At 62.3% G+C, this 25,402-nt stretch carries 25 protein-coding genes and 4 pseudogenes; 26 read left to right on the forward strand and 3 right to left on the reverse strand.

The window, feature by feature from the left end; translation table 11 throughout:
• The first annotated feature begins 19 nt into the window (after nucleotides 1-19).
• The 13 genes from P5W98_RS22305 (at nucleotide 20) to P5W98_RS22365 (ending at nucleotide 11,816) form a co-directional block, all read left to right on the forward strand.
• Nucleotides 20-562, forward strand: coding sequence for an ABC transporter permease (locus tag P5W98_RS22305; protein ID WP_434718524.1), 543 nt, complete (start codon nucleotides 20-22; stop codon nucleotides 560-562).
• A gap of 8 nt (nucleotides 563-570) precedes the next feature.
• Entirely contained in the window at nucleotides 571-765 is a 195-nt protein-coding gene (locus tag P5W98_RS22310; RefSeq protein ID WP_421025935.1) for a DUF2635 domain-containing protein, read from the forward strand.
• Nucleotides 762-2,246, forward strand: coding sequence for a phage tail sheath subtilisin-like domain-containing protein (locus tag P5W98_RS22315; RefSeq protein WP_421025934.1), 1,485 nt, complete (start codon nucleotides 762-764; stop codon nucleotides 2,244-2,246). Before P5W98_RS22310 ends, P5W98_RS22315 begins: the two co-directional genes overlap by 4 nt.
• 65 nt (nucleotides 2,247-2,311) lie before the next feature.
• Nucleotides 2,312-2,689, forward strand: coding sequence for a phage tail tube protein (locus P5W98_RS22320; protein WP_421025933.1), 378 nt, complete (start codon nucleotides 2,312-2,314; stop codon nucleotides 2,687-2,689).
• Between the two features lie 3 nt (nucleotides 2,690-2,692).
• Nucleotides 2,693-3,037: a phage tail assembly protein gene (locus P5W98_RS22325; RefSeq protein WP_421025932.1), complete on the forward strand. Its 345-nt coding sequence runs from the start codon at nucleotides 2,693-2,695 to the stop codon at nucleotides 3,035-3,037.
• Nucleotides 3,038-3,451: 414 nt separating this feature from the next.
• Nucleotides 3,452-5,353 (forward strand): phage tail tip lysozyme, encoded by a 1,902-nt coding sequence (locus P5W98_RS22330; protein WP_421025931.1) that lies wholly within the window; start codon nucleotides 3,452-3,454, stop codon nucleotides 5,351-5,353.
• 8 nt (nucleotides 5,354-5,361) lie between these two features.
• Nucleotides 5,362-6,789 carry a DNA circularization protein gene (locus P5W98_RS22335; RefSeq protein WP_421025930.1) on the forward strand — a complete coding sequence of 476 codons (1,428 nt, stop codon included), beginning with the start codon at nucleotides 5,362-5,364 and terminating at the stop codon, nucleotides 6,787-6,789.
• On the forward strand, nucleotides 6,789-7,940 hold the full coding sequence (locus tag P5W98_RS22340) for a phage baseplate assembly protein (RefSeq protein ID WP_421025929.1): 1,152 nt from the start codon (nucleotides 6,789-6,791) through the stop codon (nucleotides 7,938-7,940). Before P5W98_RS22335 ends, P5W98_RS22340 begins: the two co-directional genes overlap by 1 nt.
• Before the next feature lie 59 nt (nucleotides 7,941-7,999).
• Nucleotides 8,000-8,554, forward strand: coding sequence for a phage baseplate assembly protein domain-containing protein (locus tag P5W98_RS22345; RefSeq protein ID WP_434716979.1), 555 nt, complete (start codon nucleotides 8,000-8,002; stop codon nucleotides 8,552-8,554).
• A 111-nt stretch (nucleotides 8,555-8,665) separates the two neighbouring features.
• On the forward strand, nucleotides 8,666-9,055 hold the full coding sequence (locus P5W98_RS22350) for a phage GP46 family protein (protein ID WP_421042719.1): 390 nt from the start codon (nucleotides 8,666-8,668) through the stop codon (nucleotides 9,053-9,055).
• A gap of 1 nt (nucleotide 9,056) precedes the next feature.
• Nucleotides 9,057-10,229, forward strand: a complete 1,173-nt coding sequence (locus P5W98_RS22355) for a baseplate J/gp47 family protein (RefSeq protein ID WP_421025926.1) — start codon at nucleotides 9,057-9,059, stop codon at nucleotides 10,227-10,229.
• Nucleotides 10,230-10,826 (forward strand): YmfQ family protein, encoded by a 597-nt coding sequence (locus tag P5W98_RS22360; RefSeq protein ID WP_421025925.1) that lies wholly within the window; start codon nucleotides 10,230-10,232, stop codon nucleotides 10,824-10,826. It abuts the gene before it with no gap.
• 9 nt (nucleotides 10,827-10,835) lie between these two features.
• Complete coding sequence (locus P5W98_RS22365) at nucleotides 10,836-11,816, forward strand: hypothetical protein (RefSeq protein WP_421025924.1); 981 nt, start codon at nucleotides 10,836-10,838, stop codon at nucleotides 11,814-11,816.
• Between the two features lie 175 nt (nucleotides 11,817-11,991).
• On the opposite strand, the gene P5W98_RS22370 is transcribed toward P5W98_RS22365, so the two are convergent.
• A complete protein-coding gene (locus P5W98_RS22370; RefSeq protein ID WP_421025923.1) occupies nucleotides 11,992-13,185 on the reverse strand; it encodes an acyltransferase family protein in 1,194 nt (397 codons plus the stop codon).
• 211 nt (nucleotides 13,186-13,396) lie between these two features.
• On the opposite strand from P5W98_RS22370, the pseudogene P5W98_RS22375 reads away from it, so the two are divergent.
• From P5W98_RS22375 to P5W98_RS22435, 13 genes and pseudogenes are all read left to right on the forward strand, one after another.
• Nucleotides 13,397-13,888 (forward strand): annotated as a pseudogene (locus P5W98_RS22375) (phenol hydroxylase); the annotation flags it as partial.
• Nucleotide 13,889: 1 nt separating this feature from the next.
• Nucleotides 13,890-14,246, forward strand: coding sequence for a 2Fe-2S iron-sulfur cluster-binding protein (locus tag P5W98_RS22380; RefSeq protein WP_421025922.1), 357 nt, complete (start codon nucleotides 13,890-13,892; stop codon nucleotides 14,244-14,246).
• 18 nt (nucleotides 14,247-14,264) lie between these two features.
• On the forward strand, nucleotides 14,265-15,209 hold the full coding sequence (locus P5W98_RS22385) for a catechol 2,3-dioxygenase (protein ID WP_421025921.1): 945 nt from the start codon (nucleotides 14,265-14,267) through the stop codon (nucleotides 15,207-15,209).
• A 40-nt stretch (nucleotides 15,210-15,249) separates the two neighbouring features.
• Nucleotides 15,250-15,704 (forward strand): annotated as a pseudogene (locus P5W98_RS22390) (GlcG/HbpS family heme-binding protein).
• Between the two features lie 71 nt (nucleotides 15,705-15,775).
• Nucleotides 15,776-16,072, forward strand: coding sequence for an aldehyde dehydrogenase family protein (locus tag P5W98_RS22395; RefSeq protein ID WP_421042739.1), 297 nt, complete (start codon nucleotides 15,776-15,778; stop codon nucleotides 16,070-16,072).
• A pseudogene (locus P5W98_RS22400) lies at nucleotides 16,032-16,292 on the forward strand (aldehyde dehydrogenase family protein); the annotation flags it as partial. The gene P5W98_RS22395 and the pseudogene P5W98_RS22400, both read left to right, overlap by 41 nt.
• Nucleotides 16,293-16,330: 38 nt before the next feature.
• A complete protein-coding gene (gene dmpE / locus P5W98_RS22405) occupies nucleotides 16,331-17,113 on the forward strand; it encodes a 2-oxopent-4-enoate hydratase (RefSeq protein ID WP_421025919.1) in 783 nt (260 codons plus the stop codon).
• Nucleotides 17,114-17,144: 31 nt separating this feature from the next.
• Nucleotides 17,145-18,068 (forward strand): acetaldehyde dehydrogenase (acetylating), encoded by a 924-nt coding sequence (locus P5W98_RS22410; RefSeq protein ID WP_421025918.1) that lies wholly within the window; start codon nucleotides 17,145-17,147, stop codon nucleotides 18,066-18,068.
• A gap of 58 nt (nucleotides 18,069-18,126) precedes the next feature.
• The gene (dmpG, locus tag P5W98_RS22415) at nucleotides 18,127-19,173 is read left to right on the forward strand and encodes a 4-hydroxy-2-oxovalerate aldolase (protein ID WP_421025917.1); all 1,047 of its coding nucleotides are present in this window, start codon (nucleotides 18,127-18,129) and stop codon (nucleotides 19,171-19,173) included.
• Nucleotides 19,170-19,958 carry a 2-oxo-3-hexenedioate decarboxylase gene (dmpH, locus tag P5W98_RS22420; RefSeq protein ID WP_421025916.1) on the forward strand — a complete coding sequence of 263 codons (789 nt, stop codon included), beginning with the start codon at nucleotides 19,170-19,172 and terminating at the stop codon, nucleotides 19,956-19,958. The genes dmpG and dmpH overlap by 4 nt, the downstream gene beginning before the upstream one ends.
• A 13-nt stretch (nucleotides 19,959-19,971) precedes the next feature.
• Nucleotides 19,972-20,163, forward strand: coding sequence for a 2-hydroxymuconate tautomerase (locus tag P5W98_RS22425; RefSeq protein ID WP_421025915.1), 192 nt, complete (start codon nucleotides 19,972-19,974; stop codon nucleotides 20,161-20,163).
• 59 nt (nucleotides 20,164-20,222) lie between these two features.
• A pseudogene (locus tag P5W98_RS22430) lies at nucleotides 20,223-20,745 on the forward strand (alpha/beta fold hydrolase).
• A 129-nt stretch (nucleotides 20,746-20,874) separates the two neighbouring features.
• Entirely contained in the window at nucleotides 20,875-22,254 is a 1,380-nt protein-coding gene (locus P5W98_RS22435) for an OmpP1/FadL family transporter (protein ID WP_421025914.1), read from the forward strand.
• Between the two features lie 71 nt (nucleotides 22,255-22,325).
• Here the strand turns inward: P5W98_RS22435 and P5W98_RS22440 are convergent, their stop codons facing one another.
• Both P5W98_RS22440 and P5W98_RS22445 read right to left on the reverse strand, forming a co-directional pair.
• Nucleotides 22,326-24,104, reverse strand: a complete 1,779-nt coding sequence (locus P5W98_RS22440) for a sigma 54-interacting transcriptional regulator (RefSeq protein ID WP_421025913.1) — start codon at nucleotides 24,102-24,104, stop codon at nucleotides 22,326-22,328.
• A 242-nt stretch (nucleotides 24,105-24,346) separates the two neighbouring features.
• A complete protein-coding gene (locus P5W98_RS22445; RefSeq protein WP_421025912.1) occupies nucleotides 24,347-25,348 on the reverse strand; it encodes a 2Fe-2S iron-sulfur cluster-binding protein in 1,002 nt (333 codons plus the stop codon).
• Nucleotides 25,349-25,402 lie beyond the last annotated feature (54 nt).

Genomic DNA, 25,402 nt, shown 5'->3' on the forward strand with positions numbered 1-25,402 from the left:
TGCCGACATCCGAACCATCGTGATCAGTGGCCTGAAGGGTGCCACCGACGCCGGCCAGTCGGTTTTCTCGCCGTTCGACTGGCCGACATCCCAGAACGCGTATCCGTGCATCCTCGTGCGCGCGCCGCGCGAGCGCAAGCAGTCGCTGGGGAAGAACGCGCCGCTGTTCTCGGTCACGACGACGGTTGAAATCGTCGCGCGGACGGTCTCCACTGCCGCTGTTGGCGATGAGGGCTCAGCAGTGGCTCTGGCGGCAGCTGAAAAGCTCAAAGGCCAGATCGAAGTCACGCTGATCAACAACACGTCGCTCTGGGTGGACGTGAACGGCGCGCAGATCATCGAGCAGTTTGCTTCTGTTGAGTCCGAGATCTCCACGAGCTCCGATGGAGAGTGGCCGATGGCCGAGCTTCAGATGCGCATGGAGATTGAGTTCACACAGGGCCCCGAAGACTTCTATCCGATTGCCGGCGTGCAGCTTGCTGGCATCGACATGCAGGTGAAGGAGCCACCGGGAACAGTTCAACCCGGGTTCTCGATCGACTTTCCACCACCCATTTCGTAGGAGCGCCCATGCGCGTCAAACCTGCACCGGGCCTGTCCGTACGGGACCCGGAGACCAAGCAATTGCTGCCGGAAGAGGGCATCGACGTGCCCGACGACAGCATCCTCTGGAACAAGATTCTCAACGACGGCGACGTCGTGCGCGTGGGTGTCGTGAAGGCGGCCACGGCAACGATCGCCGCGAAGGACGGTGACAAGGCATGAGCACGGTTCCGTTCAAGGTCATCCCATCGAATCTGCGGCTGCCAGGCGCATTCTTCGAGCTCGACAACTCGCAGGCGAACACCGCGCAGGCGAACCAGCGCGCGCTGATCATTGGCCAGATCACTGCAGCCGGTATTGCGACGCCGAATGTCCCGGTTATCTCGGGCGGTGTTGGCGACGCCGCGACGCAGGGCGGCGCGAAATCGATGCTCGCGAACATGGTGAGCGTCTACCGCCTGAACGACAGCTTCGGGGAAGTCTGGTATCTACCGCTCGCGGATGACGCCGCTGCTGTGGCTGCTTCCGGGTCGATCGCGTTCACGGCTTCGCCCACGGCTGCGGGCACGATCTCGCTGTATATCGCGGGCATCCGCGTGACGGTTCCAGTCACAGCTGCGCAAGTGACTACCTCAATCGCGACTGCGGTTGCGGCAGCGATAAATGCCATCGCGAACATGCCCGTGACGGCGACTGCTGCTACGAGCACTGTCACGCTGACGGCGGTCAACAAGGGTCTATGCGGTAACGAGATCGACATCCGGCTCAACTACTACGGCACCGCGAACGGCGAAGTAACGCCGACGGGCCTGGCGTACACGATCACCGCGATGACCGGCGGCGCGACGAATCCGACGCTGACGACTGCGCTGGGCAACCTCGGCAACATGACGTTCGACTTCATCGCGTGCCCGTACACGGATGCGACGTCGCTAGGCGCGGTACAGCAGCTTCTCAACGACCAGACTGGTCGTTGGAGCTGGACGCAGCAACTCTATGGCCATGCGTTCTACGCTAATGCGGGTACGTTCTCGGCGCAGACCACGCTCGGCCTGACGCGCAACAACCAGCACGAGACGATCATAGGCTTCTACGGGAGCCCGACGCCGAGCTGGCTGTGGGCGGCCGCGTTGTGCGCCCAGGCGGCAGTGAGCGTCCGCGCCGATCCGGGTGTGCCGCTGCAGTATCTGCCGCTGCAGGGCGTGCTCGCACCGCCGGTTGCGAACCAGTTCCTGCCGAGCCAGCGCGAGACGCTCCTGTACGACGGCATCTCGACCTTCACTGTGCAGCAGGATGGCACCGTGCAGACCGAGAATGTCATCACGACGTACCAGACCAACGCGCAGGGCGTTGTCGACGACAGCTATCTCGAAGTCGAGACGATGTTCCAGCTGATGCTTGAGATCCGCACGCTGCAGGCAATGCTCACATCGAAGTACGCGCGCTGCAAGCTCGCAGACAACGGTTCGAAGCCGCCGGCGGGGTCGAATCTCGTCACGCCGAACGTGATCAAGATGGACATCATCGCGCTCTATCAGGAGCGAACGGACGCCGGCTTCACGCAGAACGCCGCAGCATTCGCATCGGCTCTGGTTGTGCAGAAGAACGCTGCCAATCCGAACCGTGTGGACATTCTCTGGCCCGGCACGCCGGTTAACCAGATGCGCACGTTCGCTACGCTGGTCCAGTTCCGGCTGCAGTAAGCGGGCCGTCCAATAGCAATGACGCCGCCTCCGGGCGGCTTCTTCGTTTTTCAGGAGGGCATTCAATGTCCAGCAATCTGATTGCCGGCGTAGCGCAGATCACTGTCGATGGCGTGACGTATCAGCTCGAGGGCAGCCTCAAGTATTCGCCGTCGACCGTCAAGCGCGAAGCCATGATTGGTCAGGATGGCTTCCACGGCTGGAAAGAGACGCCTGTCACGGGTTCGATCTCGATGTCGATCCGGGATGCGGGCGATCTGACCGTCGCAGCGTTCAACGCTATGCGCAATGCGACCGTCGTCGGCACACTTGCGAATGGCAAGATCGTCACGGGCCGCAATATGGGCACGACTGACGTGCAGGAAGTGGACACGGAAGATGCGAAGTTCGACGTCAAGTTCGAAGGTCCGCAGGTCTCGGAACAAACGGTCAGCGTAGGTTAAAGCATGAGCGACATCATCAAACAAACCGGATTGCCGGTCGCGGATGAACTGACGATCGAGCTTGCGAAGCCGATCACGCTCGGGGGCGGTGGAGATGAGACGGTTTATACCGAGATCACCCTCCACGAGCCGAACGTCTCCCAGCTCAGCCAGTTCATCAAGAAGACGCAGAAGGAAAATGCGATCGACTCGATGAAGTTCCTCATTTCGATCGTCTCCGGCGTCCCGCTTCCCGTGATCGATCGCGTCGGCGTGCGCGACTTCTACAAGGCGCAGGACTTCATGATCGGCTTCATCACGCCGCCCGAGCAGGACGACCCCGAGGGAAACGCGACGGGCTCCCAATAGGGTGGGAGCGAGTGGTCGCGGTTACAGCCAAGTTTTATGGCTGGCAGCCGAGTGAAACCCGAAGCCTCACATGGCGTGAAGTGAAGTGGTGGGCCGACCAGGGCACCCGAATGAAATAAGGAGTCAGGTGTGGCTCAAGAATTCGTCATTCGCATCCGTGCCGACGATGCGGCGACGGCGACGGTCAACAAGATCAAGGCTGCGCTCGGGAAGGTCACCGACCCTATCGACAAGGTGCAGAAGCGCGTCGGCGCACTGGGAGCCGCCGGGAATTCCAATCTGGCGAAGCTTGAGGGTGGATTCCGGCGCGCTGCAACCGCGGCGGGTAAGGTCGTCGACAAAATCGTCGAGATCGTGCCGGGCCTGACGGCCATCGGCGGCGCGGCATCGCTGGCGGGACTTTCGGCGCTCGCGGTGCGCTTCGGCTCGTTCGGCTTCACGCTGAACAAGACGTCGAAGCTGCTCGGGATGAACGCTCAGGACCTCTCCGCATGGCACGTCGCGGCGCGCCGCGCCGGCGTGTCGGCAGAAGAGTTTGATTCGAGCATGAACGCCTCGCAGATGGCAATCCGTGGCGCTGCAAACGGCGCGGATCCACACGCGATGCTCCTGCTCCAGAAGATGGGCGTGCAAATCGCACGCAACAAGGACGGTACCGTCGATTACTACTCGACGCAGATGCGCCTGATGAAGGCGATTCAGGGTCAGCGCTCGGTGCAGGCTCAGCGCGAGGCGGCAAACACCTTCGGCATGGGCGGCGTGCTGCCGATGATCCAGGAGGGCACATGGGATGCCGATAAGGCGCGCGCATACAAAGCGGGTCTCGTTCCCACCGATGCGGAGATCGCGCAAGCGAAAGCCTTTAATGAGGACATTTCCGACCTGCGCGCATCGACGGAAGGTTTAGCCAACACGATTGGCTCGGCGCTGATTCCGGTGCTCGATCCGGTCGTCAAGGCGGTTTCGCGCTGGTTGAACGACAACCGCGCGCAGATCGCCGACAAGATTTCTGGCGCCGTGCAGCGCTTCGTCGATTGGGTCTCAAAGATTAACTGGGACGCGGTTGCGTCGAAGGCCAGCGCCTTCTATGACGCGATCGGCGGTATCAAGGGCGTTGCTATAGCTCTCGCGGCAATCACGTTCGCGAGCCCGATTTCAGGCGTCTTGTCGTTGATTGGTGCGCTGACCAGGCTCACCAGCGTGACTATCCCGGGCGCGGTGGGCGCGCTGGCGCGGCTCGCTTCCGCGCCGCTGCTTGCGGGCATACTCGCGCTGCTCCATTCGGAAAACCTGAACACGGGCGAATCTGACTATCTCGCGGGGAGGCAGAGCGATACGTGGGATGGTGACCCGGTGGGACAGCGCCGCGCGGCGGCGAACGCGAAGAACGCTCCAATCGGCGATCGTCAGCGTTATCTGTTCGAGCGCTTCAAGGGGGCGGGCTATACCGATGCGCAGGCTGCCGGCCAGATCGGTAGCCTGATGCAGGAAAACAGTACTCTCGACCCCGCTGCGGTGAATCCCAAATCTGGCGCGGCTGGCTTCGGTCAATGGCTGGGGCCGCGGGCGCGCCAGTTCGAAAAGATGTTTGGGCATTCCGTGCAGCAGGGCACGTTCGGCGAGCAGACCGATTTCTACCTTTGGGAGATGCAGCACACAGAGCGGCAGGCGGATCAGCGCATCCGGATGGCGAAAACGCCGGAGCAGGCTGCAGAGATTCAGGCGCGTGAGTATGAGCGCCCAGGTGCAGCGGAGGCGAACATCGCAAACCGGCAGGCCTATGCGGAGCGCGTGTATGCGAGCCTGGCCGGCAAGACGTCTCCCGGCTCTGCGCCAGACAGCGATCGGAGGGGGGCAGTTGCACCGGATACCGTGCAGTCGGCGGGCGCGGAGGCGGGCATTGCAAACCGGCAGGCCTATGCGGAGCGCGTGTATGCGAGCTCGCCCGACAAACCGTCTCCTTCCTCCACACCTGACAGCAATCTGGGAGGTCCGGTTGCGCCGGATGGTGATCAAGCGGAGAGCGCGGAGGCGAACGTCGCACGCCGGCAGGCTTATGTCGATCGTGTGTACGCGAGCTTAGCTGGCAGACCGTCTCCAGGCTCTGCGCCAGACAGTGATCGGAGGGGGCCGGTTACGCCGGATACTGCGCAGGCTGCGGGCGCGGAGGCGCGTGATGCAAGGGTGGCGCAAACGCAGCAGAACACGCTGCACGTTACGTTCGATAACGTGCCGCCCGGCGTTCGGCCGGAGGCGAAAGCGCAGGATGGCAGCTATCTGCCGACGAAGGTGAACTACCGTCTCGACGGAATCTAGGAGCTTGAGTGAGCACGATCACGGACGCAATCGAAGTCGCGGGCAGCATTGGTGGTCTCGCGTCCGCGATCGGGGATGCAACAACCCTCATCACTGGCGACTGGTTCAAGCGCCTCGACAAGGCAAGCTACGGCAATCTGAAATTCGGCGTCGAATCGATTCGCACCGCCGCCGGTCGGAAGACGTCGATCCATACGTATCCGTTCCGCGATGACGTCTGGATTGAAGATCTCGGAAAGCGCCCGCGGCAATTCGAGGTGCTCGGATTCCTGGTTGAGGGCGACATCATCACCGGCGGTGGCGACGTCATTTCGCAGCGGAAAGCGCTGCTTTCGGTCTGCGAGACGGCTGGTGGCCAGACGCTTGTGCACCCGACGCTCGGCACCGTGCACAACGTTTGCTGTCTGGGCGTGGAGACAATCGAGCGCCGCGATTTGGGGCGCGCCTTTGAGATCCGCATGACGCTCATTGTCTCGGGGAACCGGCTGTTCCCAACGGTCAGCGTGTCGACTCGCGACGCGATCACGTCGGCCGCAAGCGCCATGGGAATTCAGGCGCTAGCGGATTTTGTGTCTAGCACTGCGATGGCGATCTCTAATGGTGCGGCTGTTGTGCAGCAGGCGGTATCGACTGTGGTGGGCTGGTATCAGATTGGCGTAACGGCGGTCAACGACGTGAAGCGCATCATCGGCGCGGTTTCCACGCTGTCGGGCAACTTTGGACGCCTGTTTGGAGGTGGCAACAGCGGGGTCTCTGGAAGCAACAGTCCGGCTCCGATGGGCACAACGACTGCTGACTTGTTGTCGGCTTCTACGGCCGCGCGCGCGTCGGTTCTGACTGCTGGTGCGACGCTTGAGTCTGCCGCGCATAATCCATCGGACTCGGCGGCGCTCGGTGCGGCCGTGCAGGCGTATGTGGCCGCAGTGGCTGCTGCTGCGACAGCGCCGGCAGACGCAGTGCGGCTCGTGAGTACGCTCGCGCAGTATTCTCCATCAGCCGTCGTGCCGTCTGGCCAGATTGGTTCCGCGATGGGCACGATGCAGACAGCCATGTCGGCACTGCTTCGTCGATATGCACTCGCGCAGCTCGCGACGACACTGACGACCTATCAGGCGTCGTCGCAGGAGGATGCGAATTCGGTGCTCGGCGCTGCCGTGGAGCTGATCGATGCAGAATCCGATGTTGCTGGTGATGCGGGCGACGACGACTCCTACATGGCGCTTCGCGCGCTGCGCCAATCGGTGGTTGCTGATCTGCAGGCGCGCGGGGCGAACCTCGCCTCGTTCGCCGCGTTCGAGTTCAACGTGCCGATGCCCTCGCTGGTGCTCGCGAACCGCATCTACCGTGATCCGACGCGCGAGCAGCAGCTCGTGCAGCAGGTCGCACCCAAGCATCCGGCATTCATGCCGACGACCTTCAAGGCGCTTTCTAGCTGATGGCAGATGACATCACCCTGCGGGTATCGACGTGCACGCGCGATCCGAATCCCGCTGCCGGCGAGCCGACGTTTTACGCTTCGAATGGTCGCGACATCACCGGCTGGACGTCGTTGCGCGTTTCGCGCGGCATTGAGCGATGTCCTTCCGACTTCGAGGTATCGTTCACGGAGCCATATCCGGGTGTCTCTCAGGTAATCGTGCAGCCTGGTGACCTCGTTCAGGTCCTGCTCGGACCGGACGTAGTGCTGACTGGGTTCGTTGATCGCTACATGCCGAGCTATAACGCGCGCGAGCACACCACCCGGATCACCGGGCGCAGCAAGTGTCAGGACCTCGTCGACTGCTCAGCGAAGTGGACCGGCGGCCAGTTGCTCAACCTGACGGTCGAACAGATCGCCAAGCAGCTCTGCGCGGTCTACGGGATCGACGTAAATGTCGCCTCCGGCACTGTGATCGGCGATCCGATCCCGCAGCTCAACATCATGGTCGGCGAGCCCGTGTACGAGGTCCTCGAGCGGATCTGTCGATACCGCGCGCTGCTTCTCTACGACCAGCCTGACGGCAGTCTGCTCCTCGCGAATGGCGGAGCCGGTACCGGATCGATCGGAACGCGCAAGGCGTCGAGCGGATTCACGGAGGGCGTGAACGTCGCATCTGCGGGTGGCATGAACAGCATGGACGGCCGCTTTTCCGACTACGACGCGGTGTATCAGGGGCTCGACACGCTTCAAGACATAGGCGACGGCGGCAATCTGATCGCCCATGTCACGGATCCTGGCGTACCGCGGCTACGCTATCGCGCGATAGTGTCGGAAAACGTCGCCGGCGGCTCGACGGTTGCGCAGCAGCGCGCCAATTGGGAGCTCGCCGCGCGCATGGGTCGCTCGATGCAAGTTCGCCTGTCGACGGATAGCTGGCGCGACTCGGCAGGAATGCTATATGAGCCGAATACGCTCGTTGACATCGATCTTCCGGGCCTGAAGCTCACGCCGAAGACCTGGCTGATCGCCGATGTCACGTATCTGAGAAACGAGCAGGGCACGCGGGCGGATCTGACGATCATGCCGCCGCAGGCGTTCTATCCGGAGCCGGTCACGCTTTACCCGATTGCTCCGGACTACACAACGGTCAACGGTGTGAACTCATGATCGAAAATATGCTCGAGCGGGCGCGCCGCAACATCCAGTCGATCATCGGTCGCGCGCGCGTGAAGTTCGTCGACGATTCTGGGCCTGTGCAGAAGATGCAGGTGCTCATGAATGGCATCGAGACGCCCGACAACCGTCTGCGCGTGGCGGAGTTCGGCTTCACGTCGAATCCGCCGATCGATTCAGATGCGATCACGCTGCATGTGGCAGGCGACAGGTCAGCTGGTGCCGTGATAGGAACGAACCATCAGCCGTCGCGGCCGAAGGGCCTGCAGCCCGGCGAAGCGATGCTCTATAGTGAAGATGGTAAGTATGTCTACCTGACCGCAAGCGGCGGCATTGTCGTCGAGGCGAAAGGGCAGGATGTTGTCGTAAACGACGCACGCAACGTGACGTGGAATTGCACTGGCGTGTTCAAGATCGTAGCGCCCGGCGGCATTGAGTTCGATGCGCCGATGGTGAAATCGACAGGCGACATGCAGGATAACTTCAGTACGAACGCACACACAATGGCGCAGATGCGCTCGATTTTCAACGGCCACAAGCACCCTGTGGAGAACGTGCAGGGCGGCGGAAGCACGATCGTCTCCGACGTCCCGAACACGACTGAATAGCGCGGAAGCGCTCAACGATAGAACCCGCTTCGGCGGGTTTTTTTACGCCCGAGCGCAATGGCAGACATCGCAATTTCTTGGGATTCGGCGAACAGCCGCGGCGACTGGACGATGAGCGGCCAGGTGCTCGCCACCGGCAACGACATCGAGACCGCGATCCTGATCAGCATCTTTACTGACCGCATGGCGCAGCCTGGCGACGTCATTCCCGACGGGACGAACGACCCGCGCGGGTGGTGGGCCGATGACGAAGTGCCGATCGGCTCGCGCATGTGGCTTCTTAGGCGCGCGAAGCAGACGACGCAGACGCTGCAGCTCGCATACGACTACATCGCGGAAGCGCTCCAGTGGATGGTTGACGACGGCGTTGCGTCTCGCTTCGACATCTCGACGCGATGGGTGCGAACCGGGATGCTCGGCGCGGTGATCGTGGCATGGTCGCCGACCGGAACCTTACTTTCAAAAGGCCAGTACGCATGGGCCTGGGCGGGGATCAACTGATATGCCTTACGCACGACCGACACTCACGCAGATCCGCGCGCAGGTAGCAACCGATCTGCAGGTGAGCCCGGCCGGCTCTGATCCGCTGCTTCGGTTTTCGAGCCTCAATGTGCTCGGCCGCGCGCTCGCGGGTCTCGCCAATTCGCAGTACGGCTACACCGACTGGGTCGCGCTGCAGTCGAACCCATTCACTGCGACGGACGAGTTCCTCGAGGCATGGGCGGCGCTGAAGAACATCTATCGCGATCCTGCGACGCAGGCAGGCGCGGAGACGCCGGGACAGATCACGTTTCCGGGCACGAACGGATACCAGATCCCGATCGGCACGCTCGTGACGCGCGGCGACGGTGTGGAGTACACCACGACCTCGCTAGGCACAGTCGTGGGTAATTCCGTGACGGTCAATGCCGAGGCGAACGCTGATCCGACGGGCTTGACTGGCGCCTTCGGAAACTGCTCGGTCGGCACGGTGATGACGCTGGGCACCTCGATCGCAGGCATTTCGTCGACCGGCTCGGTGACCGCCGCGTTTACTGGCGGCGCGGACATCGAGCTCGATGACAGCCTGCGCTCGCGGATGCTGTTCGCCTACCAGAACCCGCCGCAGGGCGGCGCGGTGCCGGACTACGTCACGTGGGCCAAAGTCGTGAGTGGCGTGACACGCGCCTGGTGCAATCCGAATGGGTTCGGCGCCGGTACGGTAGTCGTGTACGCGATGCTCGACAGCGCGGAGTCCGGAAACAACGGATTTCCGGTCGGCACGAATGGTGTGGCGACAGGAGAATGGCGCGGCGTGGCCGCGACAGGCGATCAGCTCACCATCGCAAACTACATCTACCCGCTACGGCCTGCGACGGCGCTTGTCTATGTGTGCGCTCCGATGCAACAGATCGTGAACTTCACAATCACTGGCACTGGCAATTGGAGTTCAGCGACGAAGTCTCTGGTTACCGCTGCAATCACTGGCGTGTTCGTGATGTATGGCAACCCGATCGTCACGACGACCGGCAATGCTCAGCCGACAACGAACGGTGTGATTGATCTCTCATACATCGAGTCGGCGATTGCTGCGATCGCGGGCACAACGGGCTTCGTTATCACCTCACCGGCGGCAAATATTCAAGGCACCTTGGGACAACTCCCGGTGCTCGGCACCATCACGTGGAATCCGTAAATGGCCGCACCAAACTATGCAGCGAGCGACTTCGCGTCAGCGATCCACACGCTGATGCCCCGCGGGCTTGTGTGGCCGCGCGATCCGACCGCCGTGCAAGCGCAGGTGATCGCTGGGCTCTCGCCGACATGGCAGCGGCATACAGCAGCGAATAACCAGCTCCTCGTTGACGCGTTCCCTTCGACGACCGTCGAGCTTCTTCCGGAATGGGAGTCGACGCTCGGTCTTCCGGATCCATGCGCTGGCGCGTCGCCGACGCTACAGGGCAGGCAGCAGCAGGTTGTGGCGCGCCTGACGAACAGTGGTGGCCAGTCGATCGCCTATTTCATCGCGTACGCGAAGGCGCTCGGCTACACGGTAACCGTGACCGAGTTCGCGCCGTTTCGCGCGGGGCAGTCGCGTGCAGGGCAACCAACAGGCACGCAGGACTGGTTCTTCACGTGGCGCATCAACGCGCCGCTCAACACGATTACGTATTTCTCGGCCGGGCAGTCATATGCCGGCCAGGCGTTGGCGTCATGGGGTAACGCTGTGCTTCAGTGCGAACTCATGGCGATCAAGCCAGCGCACACGTATCTGAACTTTGGCTATCAGTAAAGGACAAGCATGTTTCAGACCGATCAGGCAACCGCAGCTTCGTCGCTTCCGGCTCCGGCTGCGGCCGGCACGCCAGGCTATTTCACCGGCGGCAATCCAGCGAGTGGTGTCGCCGCTACCATCGTCGACGCCGACTGGCTAAACATGGTTCAGCAGGAGCTGGTTAACGTCGCTACGGCGACCGGCCAGACACTCAGCAAGACGACGTATAACCAGGTCCTGCTCGCGATTCAGGCGCTGATTGCCGGTCGCGCACCGGGAGTAGTGGGTTCGATGCGCAATGCGCAGATGTCGGTGGCCACTGCATCTGCAACAGCTACGTTCACCGCAGACCAGATCGTTGTAGGCACATCACTGACTGGCCTTCAGTATGTGCTTGGAAGCTTCAGCAAGACGATCAATCTCGCGACGACTGGTGCGGGAGGCATGGACACAGGGTCGGCGCCCGCGTCGGGCTATGTGGCCCTCTACGCGATCTACAATCCGACGACCGGCACGAGCGCATTGCTGGCCACAAATGCCACGAGCTCAGTGGCGCCGAATGTGTACGGAGGCGCCAATATGCCGTCCGGATACACTGCATCGGCGCTCGTCAGCGTTTGGCCGACGAACAGCAGCGGCCAGTTCAAGGTGGCAAATCAGATCGGAAATACCGTATTTTTCGGTGGTGTTCTCGTCCTGAGCGTTACGGCAACTCAGGCTAGCCTGACGTCATTCTCGATTGCCGGAGCAGTTCCTCAGAATGCGAAATCTTCGGTCGGATCGGTGAATATCTCGGCCAGCGCCGCGACGTCGTTGTCCGGCGCTGTAGCCACAAGTTCGGCGGGTGCAGCCAGTCAAACGACGCAGATTGGAGGCTCCTCGCTGTCGCAACTGGTGAGCCAATTCAGCATCCCCATTCTTACCGCGCAGACGCTGTATTACCTGTTCACAATGGCGGGAGGCAGCTCGCCAGCGCTATCGATCTATATCTCGTCATATTCATTCTGAGGAGTGGGGCGATGGAAATGTGTGTGCAATTCAACGACTCGACGGAAACCGAGATTGTGTCGGCATTCGGTTGTCCACAGGATCCTGCTGTGTGGCCAAATCAAGGCATCGTGGATACGACGGATCCTCGCTGGACCACGTTCGAAGCGAAGTTTCCAGTAGGTGCATTCGCAAGTTAGAAAGCGCGTCGCCCCTCATCGCTTGCATCTCGGTCGACGTCAGCTTCGGTGGCCGTCGCCGTGGAAGCAAATCTCAAGACCATCTCCGAGAGCAATATCGATTTTTCGTCGACAAGATGCTGGAAGATCCGGGCCGCGATATACGAGGTGACGATGATGGCGGCGCATGTCGCGGCAGCGGAAATTGGATAATTCATCCCATGTGAGCGAGCGATGCTGAACGCGTAACCCCCCATGGAAAGCAGGATTGGGAAGTGAATCAAGTACAAAGAAAACGATAGCTTGCCAATCGACTTGAACCGACTAAAAAAACCGCTCATCGATTCGCACTGAAGAATCGCGACGAAGATAATCGTTGCGGCCAGCGAGAAGCAGATCACTGGCGTCGTCGAGTTTGGCGCGAGGAAGTGCAGCACGCGCAAGGGCGCATGGAATGTCGAAAGGTCGTGATAGCCACCCAGCCACATTCCAATGGCAAGCATGGCTGCGGCGTGCCAGGGCTTGATGCGTGGAAGTTCGACGCGAGCCAGCCAATTACCGACGACGAAGAGAGCGAAGTATGGACCGTCATGCTGGAGGGCAGTCAGAAGGGCAAGTATTGTCGCGACATACACCACGCCATAGAGCCGCATCCGCTGGGTAAGCAGGCTCAACGCGAAACACATCAAGGATCCCAAAAATTCGACGTGCATCGTCCAGACAGGAGCGTTGTAACTCGGGAAATCGGGGGTGACGAACGAAGTCCACGCGCCCTCAAAAATTGCCCGGTGCAAGTCTGGAGTGGTGTGGGCGAGAGATCGGTACCAACTCGAAAGGGGGGCGGTCGCGTTATTCATCCAGCCGGATCGCATCAGCGTATATGCGAACAGCGTTGAGATGAGAACTGGAGGCATGAGCCTGAAATATCGCTTGATGAAGAGCGATCGTATGACACGCTCGTCACCGGTCTTGGCGAACTTGATCGTCAGTACATACCCGCTCATTACGAAGAAGAGCGCGACAGAAAAGCTCCCGCTGTAGATGAAGCTGAACGGGGAGTTGAAAATCGTCAGGTCGATTCCCGACCGGACGTCCTCGACCAGGCCGGTGTGCATCGCCGGCCAAAACGTAAGTACGAGATGGGATAGCAGGACCATGACCGACGCCCATCCGCGAAGCCCTTCGATCGCATAGTTTTTGGATTTGGTCATGGAACTGGCTCATCTGCTCGAATGTGATTGTGGGCGTGCATAGTAGCACCATGCTCATGCGACCCCACAGGGCTACAGGGCTAAAATCTATAGCGCATCATCATCACATGCGCCCCCGTTGCAAGCCCCGGATAAGGATTCCAGTTCGCCTTCATCCCATAGTAACGATACGACAGCGAGAACGGCCCGCGTTCGACAGATGCGCCGACGATACGGGCGGTTCTTCGTGCGCAAGTCGGCGCAGGCGCCGATGATCTTCATGGCCGGCGGCTCGGGGCTCTCGAGCCCACGCTCGATGATCCTCGATCTGCTGCGAAGCGGCTGCAAGCAGCCGATCACGCTGGTCTACGGCCAGCGCAACGCGGCGGAGCTGTACTACGACAAGGCGTTTCGCGAGCTGAGCCGCGAGTATCCGAACTTCACCTACGTGCCCGCCTTGTCTGAGCGCGCCAACGACACCAATGGCACCAACGGCACGAGCGAGCCCGTCGCACACGGCTTCGTTCACGAAGCCGCTAAGGCCCATTTCGACAACAACTTTGCCGGGCACAAGGCGTACCTGTGCGGGCCGCCCGCGATGATCGACGCGTGCATCACCACGCTGATGCAGGGGCGGCTTTTCGAAAGCGACATCTACCACGAGAAGTTCATCTCGGCGGCGGACGTTCAGCAGGTGCGCAGCCCGCTCTTCAGAAGGGTTTGACGTGGACGCGAGTGAGCGCAGCGTGAGTGTGACGATCACGCAGACCGGCGAGCGCTATCGCTGCTCGATCGAGGAGTCATTGCTTGCCGGCATGGCGCGGCTTGGGCGCCGGGGCATTCCCGTCGGCTGCCTGAACGGCGGCTGTGGTGTGTGCAAGGTACGTGTGCTGGAGGGCGAGGTTCGCAAGCTCGGGCCGGTGAGCCGCGCGCACGTGAGCGTGGAGGAAGAAGCGGCTGGCTATTCGCTCGCGTGCCGGGTCGCCCCGCAAGGCGATGTGGCGCTGGAAGTGGCCGGCAGGATGCAAAAGCCGTTTTTCAAGGGATTCGCCTGCCATGCATCCCTAACTTATACCGAATAGAGAAGGAGGAGAGCAATCATGGGTGTGATGCGAATCGGCCATGCCAATCTGAGGGTAATGGACATGGATGCGGCGCTCAAGCATTACAAAAATGTTCTGGGCTTGAAGGAAACGCTGCGCGACAGCGAAGGCAACGTCTATCTGAAATGCTGGGACGAGTGGGACAAGTACTCGCTCATCCTGAGCCCGGCGGATCAGGCAGGATTGAACCACGTCGCGTACAAGGTGGAGAAGGACGCCGATCTCGACGCCTTGCAGGAACGCATCGAGGCCTACGGCATAAGCACGCAGATGCTGCCGCCAGGCACCCTGCCCGCAACCGGCCGTATGCTGAAATTCAATCTGCCGAGCGGACACGAGATGCGCCTGTATGCGTACAAGGAGCAACTGGGTACCGACGTCGGCACGCTCAATCCCGATCCGTGGCCCGACGACGTGAAGGGCTCGGCGGTTCACTGGCTCGACCATTGCCTGCTGATGTGCGAGCTCAATCCGGAAACCGGCGTCAATCGCGTGGCCGAGAACACACGCTTCATGCAGGAGTGCATGGATTTTCATCTTGCCGAGCAGGTGATGGTGGGACCGGGCAACAGCATTCAGGCCGCCACGTGGATGTTCCGCAGCTCGACGCCGCATGACATTGCATTCGTCGGCGGCGCGAAGAACGGCCTGCACCACATCGCGTTCTTCCTCGACGACTGGGCCGACGTGCTGAAGTCGGCCGACGTGATGGCCAAGAACAAGGTGAAGATCGACGTCGCGCCTACGCGTCACGGCATCACGCGCGGCACGACCATCTACTTCTTCGATCCGAGCGGCAACCGCAACGAGACGTTCGCGGGCCTGGGATACATGGCGCAGCCGGACCGGCCCGTGACCACCTGGACCGAAGACCACCTGGGGCGCGGCATCTTCTTCCACTCGGGTGAGATCAACGAAGCCTTCACCACGGTGTACACCTGACATGGCAGCCGAATCCCGCGCGCGGGCGGCCAGCGAGGGCATGAATAGCGCACTCAATGCCGCATCCAATAGCGTCGAGGCGCGCACGATCGACTGGCCCGCGGCCAGTCGCGCAGCCGAAGCCGCCGCCCGCAAAGCGCAGCAGCTAGGCGTGTGCGTAAACGTTGCCGTGGTCGACGCGGGCGGGAACCTCGCGGCGTTTGTGCGGATGCCGGGCGCGCCGTTGCACTCGATCGAGATCGCGATCGACAAGGCGTACACCGCGGTCAGCTTCGGCTTGCCCACGGGACGCTGGGGTGAAGCGCTGCAAGCGCATTCGGAGGCGGTGCGGCAAGGCATCGCGCTGCGCCCTCGCTTTATCGCTTTTGGTGGCGGTTTGCCGTTCGCCGAGGACCGGCAGCGCATTGGCGGCATAGGCGTATCGGGCGGCAGCGAAGAGCAGGACGGCCCTGCGCCCAGGCCGGATTGCGCGTACTCGGCCTAGCCGATACGTGAGGTCCGCAAGCGCGGCATCGCAATGCGGCACCACACATTTCATGGAACACGAACACATCGTCGAGACCATCATGCTGAAGACAGAACCCAACGGCGGGCCGCTCGGCGCCGCCCATGCACCCGGTAGCGGCATCCGGCTGGTCAGAAACTTCATCGACGGCGAATACCTCGACGGCCAGCGCTGGTTCGAAAAACGTTCGCCACTGAACAACGCCGTTATCGCTCAGGTGGCCGAAGCGGGCCGCGAAGAAGTCGATGCGGCGGTGCGTGCCGCAAGGGCGGCGCTCAAAGGCCCTTGGGGGACGATGACCGTGCCGCAGCGCGTGGTTCGACACCGAAGAGGAAGTCATTCGCCGCGGCAACGATAACGACTGCGGTCTCGCCATGGCGGTATGGACAACGAACCTTTCGCGAGCACATCGGGTGGCCGCGGCCATCGAAGTCGGCCTCGCCTGGGTCAACTCGTGGTTCCTGCGTGACTTGCGCGCGCCGTTCGGCGGCGCGAAGCAGTCGGGCATCCGCCCGGAAGGCGGCGTGCATTCGCTCGAGTTCTACACGGAGCTCAAGAACGTGTGCGTCAAGCTTTGAATGACCGCATCGATTCAATTTTGCCATTGGGAAGCTTCATGGAATCCACCTTGATTACTGAACTGGGCGACAGACTCTACGGCGCACTCACTGCGCGCGAGACGCTGGCGCCGCTGACCGACAGCCACCCGGGAATGTCGATCGACGATGCGTACCACATCCAGCAGCGCATGGTGCAGCGCCGGCTCGACGCCGGCGAGACGGTCATGGGCAAGAAGATCGGCGTGACGTCGAAGGCGGTGATGGACATGCTGGGCGTCTATCAGCCCGATTTCGGCTATCTGCTCTCGGGCATGGTGTACGGCGAAGGCGAGAGCATCGCGCTCGATACGCTGATCCAGCCCAAAGCCGAAGGCGAGATCGCCTTCGTGCTCAAGAAGGACCTGATGGGCCCCGGCATCACCAACGCCATGGTGCTTGCCGCGACCGAATGCGTGATGCCGTGCTTCGAGATTGTCGATTCGCGCATCCGCGACTGGAAGATCAAGATTCAAGACACCGTAGCGGATAACGCCTCGTGTGGTGTGTTCGTGCTGGGCGATCGTGCGGTGAGCCCGCGCAACGTGGACCTGAACACCTGCGGCATGGTGCTCGAGCGAAACGGCGAAGTGATCGGCAGTGGCGCGGGCGCGGCGGCGCTGGGCTCGCCCGTCAACGCGGTGGCCAGGCTAGCCAACACGCTCGGGCGTCTCGGCATTGGCCTGAAGGCTGGCGAAGTGGTGCTCTCCGGCGCGCTCGCGGCCATGGCGGCGGTGAAGGCCGGCGACAGCTTCCGCGTCGCCATCGGCGGCATCGGCGCGTGCTCGGTGCGCTTTGGTTGAACATCATCGACATTCAGAAGGACATTTCACCATGACACAGAAAATTCGTTGCGCGTTGATCGGGCCCGGCAACATCGGCACCGACCTGCTCGCCAAACTGCTGCGCAGCCCGGTGCTGGAGCCCGTCTGGATGGTGGGCATCGACCCCGAATCGGACGGCCTCAAGCGCGCTCGCGAGCTGGGCATCAAGACGACGGCCGAAGGTGTGGACGGCCTCGTGCCCCATGTGAAGGCCGACAACGTGCAGATCGCCTTCGATGCGACGAGTGCCTACGTTCACGCGGAAAACAGCCGCAAGCTCAACGAGTTGGGCGTGATGATGATCGACCTCACGCCCGCCGCTATCGGGCCGTATTGTGTGCCGCCGGTGAACCTCAAGGAGCACATCGGCAAGCGCGAGATGAACGTCAACATGGTCACCTGCGGCGGTCAGGCAACGATTCCGATGGTGCATGCCGTCTCGCGCGTGCAGCCGGTGGATTACGCGGAAATCATCGCGGCGGTTTCGTCGCGCTCGGCAGGGCCCGGCACGCGCAAGAACATCGACGAGTTCACGCGCACCACCTCGGCGGCCGTGGCGAAGGTGGGCGGCGCGAAAGCGGGCAAGGCGATCATTGTCATCAATCCCGCCGATCCGCCGCTCATCATGCGCGACACCGTCCACTGCCTGACCGAGGGCGAGCCCGACGAAGCACGCATTACCGAATCCATTCACGCGATGATCGCCGAGGTGCAGCGCTACGTGCCGGGCTACAAGCTCGTGAACGGCCCCGTGTTCGACGGCAAGCGTGTGACTGTCTATCTCGAAGTGGAGGGCCTGGGCGACTACTTGCCGCGCTACGCGGGAAATCTGGACATCATGACCGCCGCGGCCGCGCGCACGGCCGAGATGTTTGCCGAGGAGCTGCTTGCGGGCCGCATCTCGCTCGCGCCAGTTGAGAGCGCAACGGCTTGAGGAGCGTGGCCGCCGTGTGGGCCTGCTGCCGATTTACCCGAATATCGAAGGAAACATCATGAATCTTCCAGGCAAACGCATTACCGTCCACGACATGACCTTGCGCGACGGCATGCATCCGAAGCGCCACCAGATGACGCTCGACCAGATGCGCAGCATCGCCCAGGGCCTCGACGAAGCCGGGGTGCCGCTTATCGAAGTCACGCACGGCGACGGCCTCGGCGGCTCGTCGGTCAACTACGGCTTTCCGGCTCACACCGATGAGGAATATCTCGGCGCCGTGATTCCGCTGCTCAAGCGCGCGAAGGTATCGGCGTTGCTGCTGCCCGGCATCGGCACCGTCGACCACCTGAAGATGGCCCACGAACTGGGCGTTCATACGATTCGCGTGGCGACCCATTGCACCGAGGCCGACGTGTCCGAGCAGCACATCACGCTCGCACGCAAGCTGGAGATGGACACGGTGGGCTTCCTGATGATGAGCCACATGAACAGCCCGCAGGGTCTCGTGAAGCAGGCGAAGCTCATGGAGGGCTATGGCGCTAACTGCATCTATATCACCGACTCGGCAGGCTACATGCTGCCCGAGGATGTGAGGGCGCGCCTGAGCGCGGTGCGTGAAGCGCTGCAGCCCGAAACGGAGCTGGGCTTTCACGGCCACCACAACCTCGCGATGGGCGTGGCGAACTCGCTTGCCGCAATCGAGTGCGGCGCCAACCGCATCGACGGCGCGGCCGCGGGCCTGGGCGCCGGCGCGGGCAACACGCCGCTCGAAGTGTTCATCGCGGTGTGCGATCGCATGGGCATAGAGACGGGCGTGGACGTGTGGAAGATCCAGGACGTGGCCGAAGACCTCGTGGTGCCGATGATGGATTTCCCGATCCGCATTGACCGCGACTCGCTCACGCTCGGCTATGCCGGCGTTTACGGCTCGTTCCTGCTGTTCGCCAAGCGCGCCGGCGAAAAGTACGGCGTGCCTGCACGCGACATTCTCGTCGAGCTCGGCCGGCGCGGCATGGTGGGTGGCCAGGAAGACATGATCGAAGACACCGCGCTCACCTTGAAGAAGGCGCGCCAGCAGATCGTCAGCAAGGAAGCAGCATGAACCTTTCCACTGAAATCATCCACTCGCTTGCCGAGCAGCTCGATGCGTGCGCGCTGCACGCGCGCGACACCGTGAAGATCACCGACACGTGGCCTGAGATGGACTGGGACGACGCATATGCCGTGCAGGACGCGATCCGCGCGCGGCAGTTGCGGCGCGGGGCACGGCTCGTCGGCTACAAGGCTGGGTTGACCTCGCACGCAAAGATGCGCCAGATGGGCGTGGATACGCCCGTGTTCGGCTATCTCGTCGATGCGTACTCGCTCGAAGACGGCGGTGGTTGCCGTTCCAGCGAGCTCATCCACCCGAAAGTGGAGCCCGAGATCGCGTTCGTCACCAAAGCCGAATTGAAGGGGCCGGGCTGCCATATCGGCAGCGTGCTGGCCGCGACGGACTTCGTCATCCCAGGCATCGAAGTGATCGACAGCCGCTACCGCGATTTCAAGTTCGACCTGAAGAGCGTGGTGGCCGATAACACCTCGGCAGCGCGCTTCGTGGTGGGCGGCCAGCCGATGTCGGTGGACGGCGTGGACCTGCGCACGATCGGCATTGTCATGGAGAAGAGCGGCCAGCCGGTTTCGTTCGGTGCGGGCGCCGCCGTGCTCGGGCATCCGGCGGCGGCGGTGGCGATGCTGGCCAACCATCTTGGCGAGCGCGGCGAGTCGATTCCTGCCGGCAGCCTGATTCTCTCGGGCGGCATCACGGAAGCGGTTGCCGTCGAAGCCGGGGACAGCATCACGTTGCGCGTCCAGGGCATGGGGTCCACTGGGTTGCGCTTCATTTGACGAGGAGAACGCCGTGCCGATTGCTCATCTTTATATCCTGGAAGGTCGAGACGACGAGAAGAAAGAGCGCTTGATCGCTGAGGTTAGCGAAGCGATTCATCGCGCCATCGACGCACCGATCGACTCGGTGCGCGTGATCATCACCGAGATGCCGAAGGCGCATTTCGGCATTGCCGGACAAAGCGCGAAAAAGCGTGGACGGTAGTGCTTGTGTGAAAGCCGTGGAGAACCCGATAGATTGTCTAACCAGGTAAACATCGAATCGTGCAGACCAATCCCGAAATCGGCAGGAGCATTCTTGCCAATGGCATCCGGACCAACTATCACGATCTTGGCGAAGGACCGCCCGTATTGCTGATCCACGGCTCGGGGCCGCGCGTGACGGCGTCGGCGAACTGGCGGCTCACCATGCCGGAACTGGCTGCTCGATGTATTCGCGTTCGACCGCACGCTGGTGAACGATGAGCTAGCGAAGCTGCGCTATGACGCGAGCGTGCGCCCGGGCTACCAGGAAGCGTTCGCAAAGATGTGTCCGGCGCCGCGGCAACGCTGGGTCGATTCGCTGGCGAGCCCAGACGAGGCGATTCGCGCGATCCCGCACGATACGCTGATCGTGCATGGGCGTGAAGACCGGGTGATTCCGCTTTCAGGTTCGCTCCGGCTGCTGGAGTTGATTCCGCGGGCGCAGTTTCACGTCTTCGGCCAATGTGGGCACTGGACGCAGATCGAGCACGCCGCTCGCTTCAACAAGCTGGCGACGGAGGATTTCGGCGAGACGAACGGCTAGTCGAGCGCAAGCTGGGTGGACGCGCAAGAGCGTGCTTTTTTGCGCATCGACACAACGGGGCTTTCGGTATTCGAATTCATGCATTGAGTACATCAATAAGTAGTATTAAACACATGTCAGGAGACAGATGTGAAAGGCAATTGCATTCGTGGGGCGGTGGCGCTTTGCGCGGCGGTATGGGGGGGGCAGGCATACGCGACCGACGTGTTCAATCTCGAGGGATACGGGCCGATCTCCCGCGCGATGGGGGGAAGCGGGGTTGCCTATAACGTCGGGCCGGCGGCGATGATGCTGAACCCGGCTACACTCGGGCTGATGAGCGACGGGAAATACGTCAATTTCGGACTCGATGTCGTAACCACGGATATCCGGGTGACCAATACGGCAAGCGGCGAGTCGGTGAGCTCGGGGAATCACGGCAACAACAATGGCCCGTACTTCGCGCCCGAAGCGGCATTCGTCTATCGGCAGGGCAAGTACGCCTTTGGGGTGGGCGCGTTTGCCGAAGGCGGACTCGGCACGCAGTACGGCGGCAGCAGCTCTCTTTCGCGTACGACCACCAACAGCATCGACACCGGCCTCGACAATTTCTCTAGACTCCTGGTGCTGCGTATCCCGTTCGCCGTTGCCTATAACGTGACCGACAAGCTGACGGTGGGTGGCTCCCTCGATGCCGTCTGGACCTCCCTGAATCTGGGCATGTTGCTGGATGCGTCGCAGATCGGCTCGCTAGCGAGCCAGCACCGTGTGTCCGGCTCATTAGTTCCCACGCTGGTGAGCGTGCCCGGCCTCTCCGGCGGATACGTCAACTTCGCGCACAATGGCATGGTGGGCGGAGGGGCGGATGCCTGGGGAATCGGCGGCAAGCTTGGCCTGACTTACCAGCTCACGCCGAACACGCGCGTCGGTCTCGCGTATAACTTCAAGACGCACGTGGGCGACCTGGGCGGGCACGCGAGCTTGACCGCAGTGAGCTCCGTGGCGGGCAACATTCCGCTCAATGGCAACATTACCGTCCATAGCTTCGAGATGCCCGCGCAGTTCACGGTGGGGATCAGCCACACGTTCAATGAGCATTGGAGCGTCTCGGCGGATTATCAGCGCGTATTTCTGGCGAGCGTGTTCAGGGATATCAACGTGAGCTTCGTGCAATCGGGCACTGGCGCGAACCTCAATCTGTCTCTGCCGCAGAACTACCGGGACATCAACGTGTTTGCCATTGGCGCGGAGTATCGCTACAACTCCAGCCTGGCTTTGCGCGCGGGTTTCCACTACGCACAGGAAGCCGTGCCGAACAACATGCTGTTCGCGGTCATTCCAGGCATTCCGACCACGACGGTCACCGGCGGTGTCTCGTACGCGTTCAGCAAGAACGATGTGATCGACCTGGGCGTATCGTACGCACTCCAGAAGGCACTGACCAACACGAGCCTGCCGAACACTTCTGTGCCTATCAAGGTGACCCATTCCCAATTGAACGCGGCGATCTCGTATCAGAAGCGCTTCTAAGGCGTTCGGCAGGGGCGAGGCGCGGCGCGCGAGTGCCTGCCTCGTTACCCTGGGGCTGCGAACGGCCCGGATCAGCCGCGCTCGATGGGGATGCCGTATTTGCGCAAGCGGTAGGCCAGCTTGGGCCGGCTGATACCGAGCACGCGGGCGGCAAGCGAAAGATTGCCGTTGGCTTCGGCAACGGCCGCGCGCAGCATGGCGGCTTCGGTTTCGGCGAGCCCCGGAATTCCGGCGCCAAGGGTGGGGGGCGGGTTCGCCTCGGCCGGTTCGCCAAGCGGCGCGATATTGCCGCTACGCTTGAGCATGAACGACGAAACGTCGATTTCCTCGCCCGTGGTGAACAGGTGGCACAGGTCGAGCGCACCGCCGTCTTCGGCAAGAATCACGGCGCGCTCGATCATGTTTTCGAGTTCGCGCACGTTGCCGGGCCATTCATAGTTGAAGAGGGCGTCCACCGCGCGCTCGCGAAAGCCCGTGATCTGCTTGCCGTGTTTCTTGGCGAGGCGCTGCAAAAACCAGTTCATCATCAACGGAATGTCGTCGCGCCGGTCGCGCAGCGGCGGCACCTGAATCGGGAAGACGTTCAGGCGGAAGAACAGGTCCTCTCGGAACTGTCCCGCCTTCACGGCCTCGCGCAGATTCACATTGGTCGCCGCCACGACTCTCACGTCGATCTTGCGCGTGCGCGTGTCGCCTACCCGTTCCAGTTCGCCCTGTTGCAGCGCGCGCAGCAGCTTGCCCTGGGCCGTGAAGCTCAGCGTGCCGACCTCGTCGAGAAAGAGTGTGCCGCCGTTGGCGCGCTCGAAGCGCCCCGGGCGCGAAGACGTCGCGCCTGTATAGCCGCCGCGCTCCACGCCGAATAATTCGGATTCCATGAGATGCTCGGGAATCGCCGCGCAGTTGACGGCCACGAACGGCCCGTCCGCGCGCCTGCTGAGGCGATGCAGGTTGTTGGCGAAGACTTCCTTGCCCACGCCGCTTTCACCGAGAAAAAGCACCGTTGCCTCGGTAGGGGCGACCTTGTTGACCATGTGGCAGACCGTGTTGAAACCCGCTGAGATGCCCACGACGCCAAAGCTGTTTTCCGGGGCGTTTGCGAGCCGCTGGGCAATGCGGCTCGTGGCGGGCAGCACCGCCTGCGGCGCGAGCGACCATTTGACGAAGTCGCCGATCTGCAGGAAGCGCAGGTCGTCCTGCGGGTCGTCCCAATCTTCCACCGGCTTGCCAACCACCCGGCATTTCGCGTGGCCCATTCCCCGGCATTCGATTTCGCGCCAGAGAATCGGGCGCCCCATGAAAGCGCTCGTATAGCCGCAGGCATAGCCGATCAGCATCCAGCATACCGATTCGTTGCCGATGCCGTAGCTCGCGATGTGGGCTTCGGCTTCGGCACAGTCGATCAGATAGAAGTCGCCGAAGTAGTGGCCGCGCTCGACATCGATATCGAGCGCAATCGGCTCGCAATGTACGATGCCTTCGAGCGATACGAGTTGCGGACCCGCGAGAAAATCGTCGTAGCGGTTGGAGCCCGCGCGTACCTTGCGCGTCATCGCGGCGTCATGCGAACCGGCCTGATAGCCGATGCGCGTCACGAGCCCGCGAGCTGTTTCCTTGCCGAGGCTCTCGATCAGCTCCTGGCGCAGGGCGCCAAGCGAGCTGATGTGCATGAGCATCATGCGCTGGTCGTCGAGCCAGATGCGGCCCTGCTGCGGCGCGAAGCGCAGCCGCTTGGCCAGATCGTGGATGGCGGGAACGCGGATCTCCCTGGACCGCTGGCGCTCTGCCAGCCGGCCGTGGGTATCCGTGCGAGCGGGAGCCCGGGTGGCTCCGCGCGTGCTTCTCTTGGGCATGCTGACCTCGATGGCTACCGGAGTGGCGCCCGAGGCCACGCGCGAAGTGGCGGAATCGCCGCGCGGAGGATGCGCTGCCTGCGCCGGGAGCTGAAAATTGGGCAATAACCGGATCAGGTTACTCCACCACTTTTGCAGTGGCGATTGGTGTTAATACGCGATCCTGAGCGCCGCGGCGGCATATCTCCCGACCGCCCGGCTCGCGCGGCTGGGCTGTCGGCTGGACGGTCGGATGGACAGGTTCAAACGAATCGGTCGAAGTGAATCTGGTTGTACGGCACGCGATATTTTTGCATCAGCATTTCCTGCACGGCCTCTATCATGGGCGGCGGCCCTGCAAAATAGAATTCATACTGATCGAGTGGTACGTCGAGCGCGCGTTCAACCTCCGCGTGCACGAAGCCGGTCGCGCCCGACCAGGATAGCGAGGCCTCCGGGGACGAAAGCACGAGCGAAGTGCTCAGACGCTCTTGCGCAAGCTCGTCGAGTTCCGCGGCTGCGCCGAGATCGGCCTGCGTGCGCGCACCATAGAAGAAGTACACGCGCCGCTCGTCGGCCTGCGCAAGCGCACCGCGTGCGACGGAGAGCATGGGTGCGAAACCCGAGCCGCCCGCAATGCATACGACGTCGCGCGCGTTGTCGTCGCGTAGCCAGGCATGGCCGTAGGGCCCGTCCAACGCGATCTGGTCACCGACCCGGAGGGCGTCGAAGAGCGCGTTGCTGCCCGAGCCGCCAGGCACGCGCCGGATGATGAACTGCCACAGCCCCTCGCCGTTGGGCAGGTTGGACATCGAATAGGCCCGGGCGCCTTGCGTCTGGGAGGGGTAGAGCAGCGCGTATTGTCCCGCGCGGAACTGCGCTTGCGAGGGAATGCGAAACGTGAATTCGCTCAGGTCCGGCGTGAGCGCCCGGCGGGCCTCGAGTCTTGCGCGCAAGCGGGTGGGCGCCACGACAGGAAGATAACTGTCGTCGCAGCGCACGCGTATCGTGCAGTCGCCCAGCGGCCGCGACTGGCAGGCGAGGAGTTTGCCGCGCTTGCGCTCGCGTTCGTTGAGCCCCGGTGCTTGCGCCCAGAGCGTCTGCATCTCGCCTTCGACTAGCTCGAAGCGGCACGCGCCACATCCGCCGACACTGCATTCGTGCGGCAGGCCGACATCGGCGCGCAACGCCCCACGCAGCAGGGTGTCTTCCTCCGCGCAAACGCGGAACTGCGCGCCGCCCTCGATCGTAATCCGATGTTCCATTTCATGCGTCCAAAGTTTCGTGGCCGGCTTGCGCCGGCACTTGCTTTACTGCTC

It is taken from the genome of Paraburkholderia sp. A1BS-2L, assembly GCF_051125205.1.
Classification (GTDB): Bacteria; Pseudomonadota; Gammaproteobacteria; order Burkholderiales; family Burkholderiaceae; genus Paraburkholderia.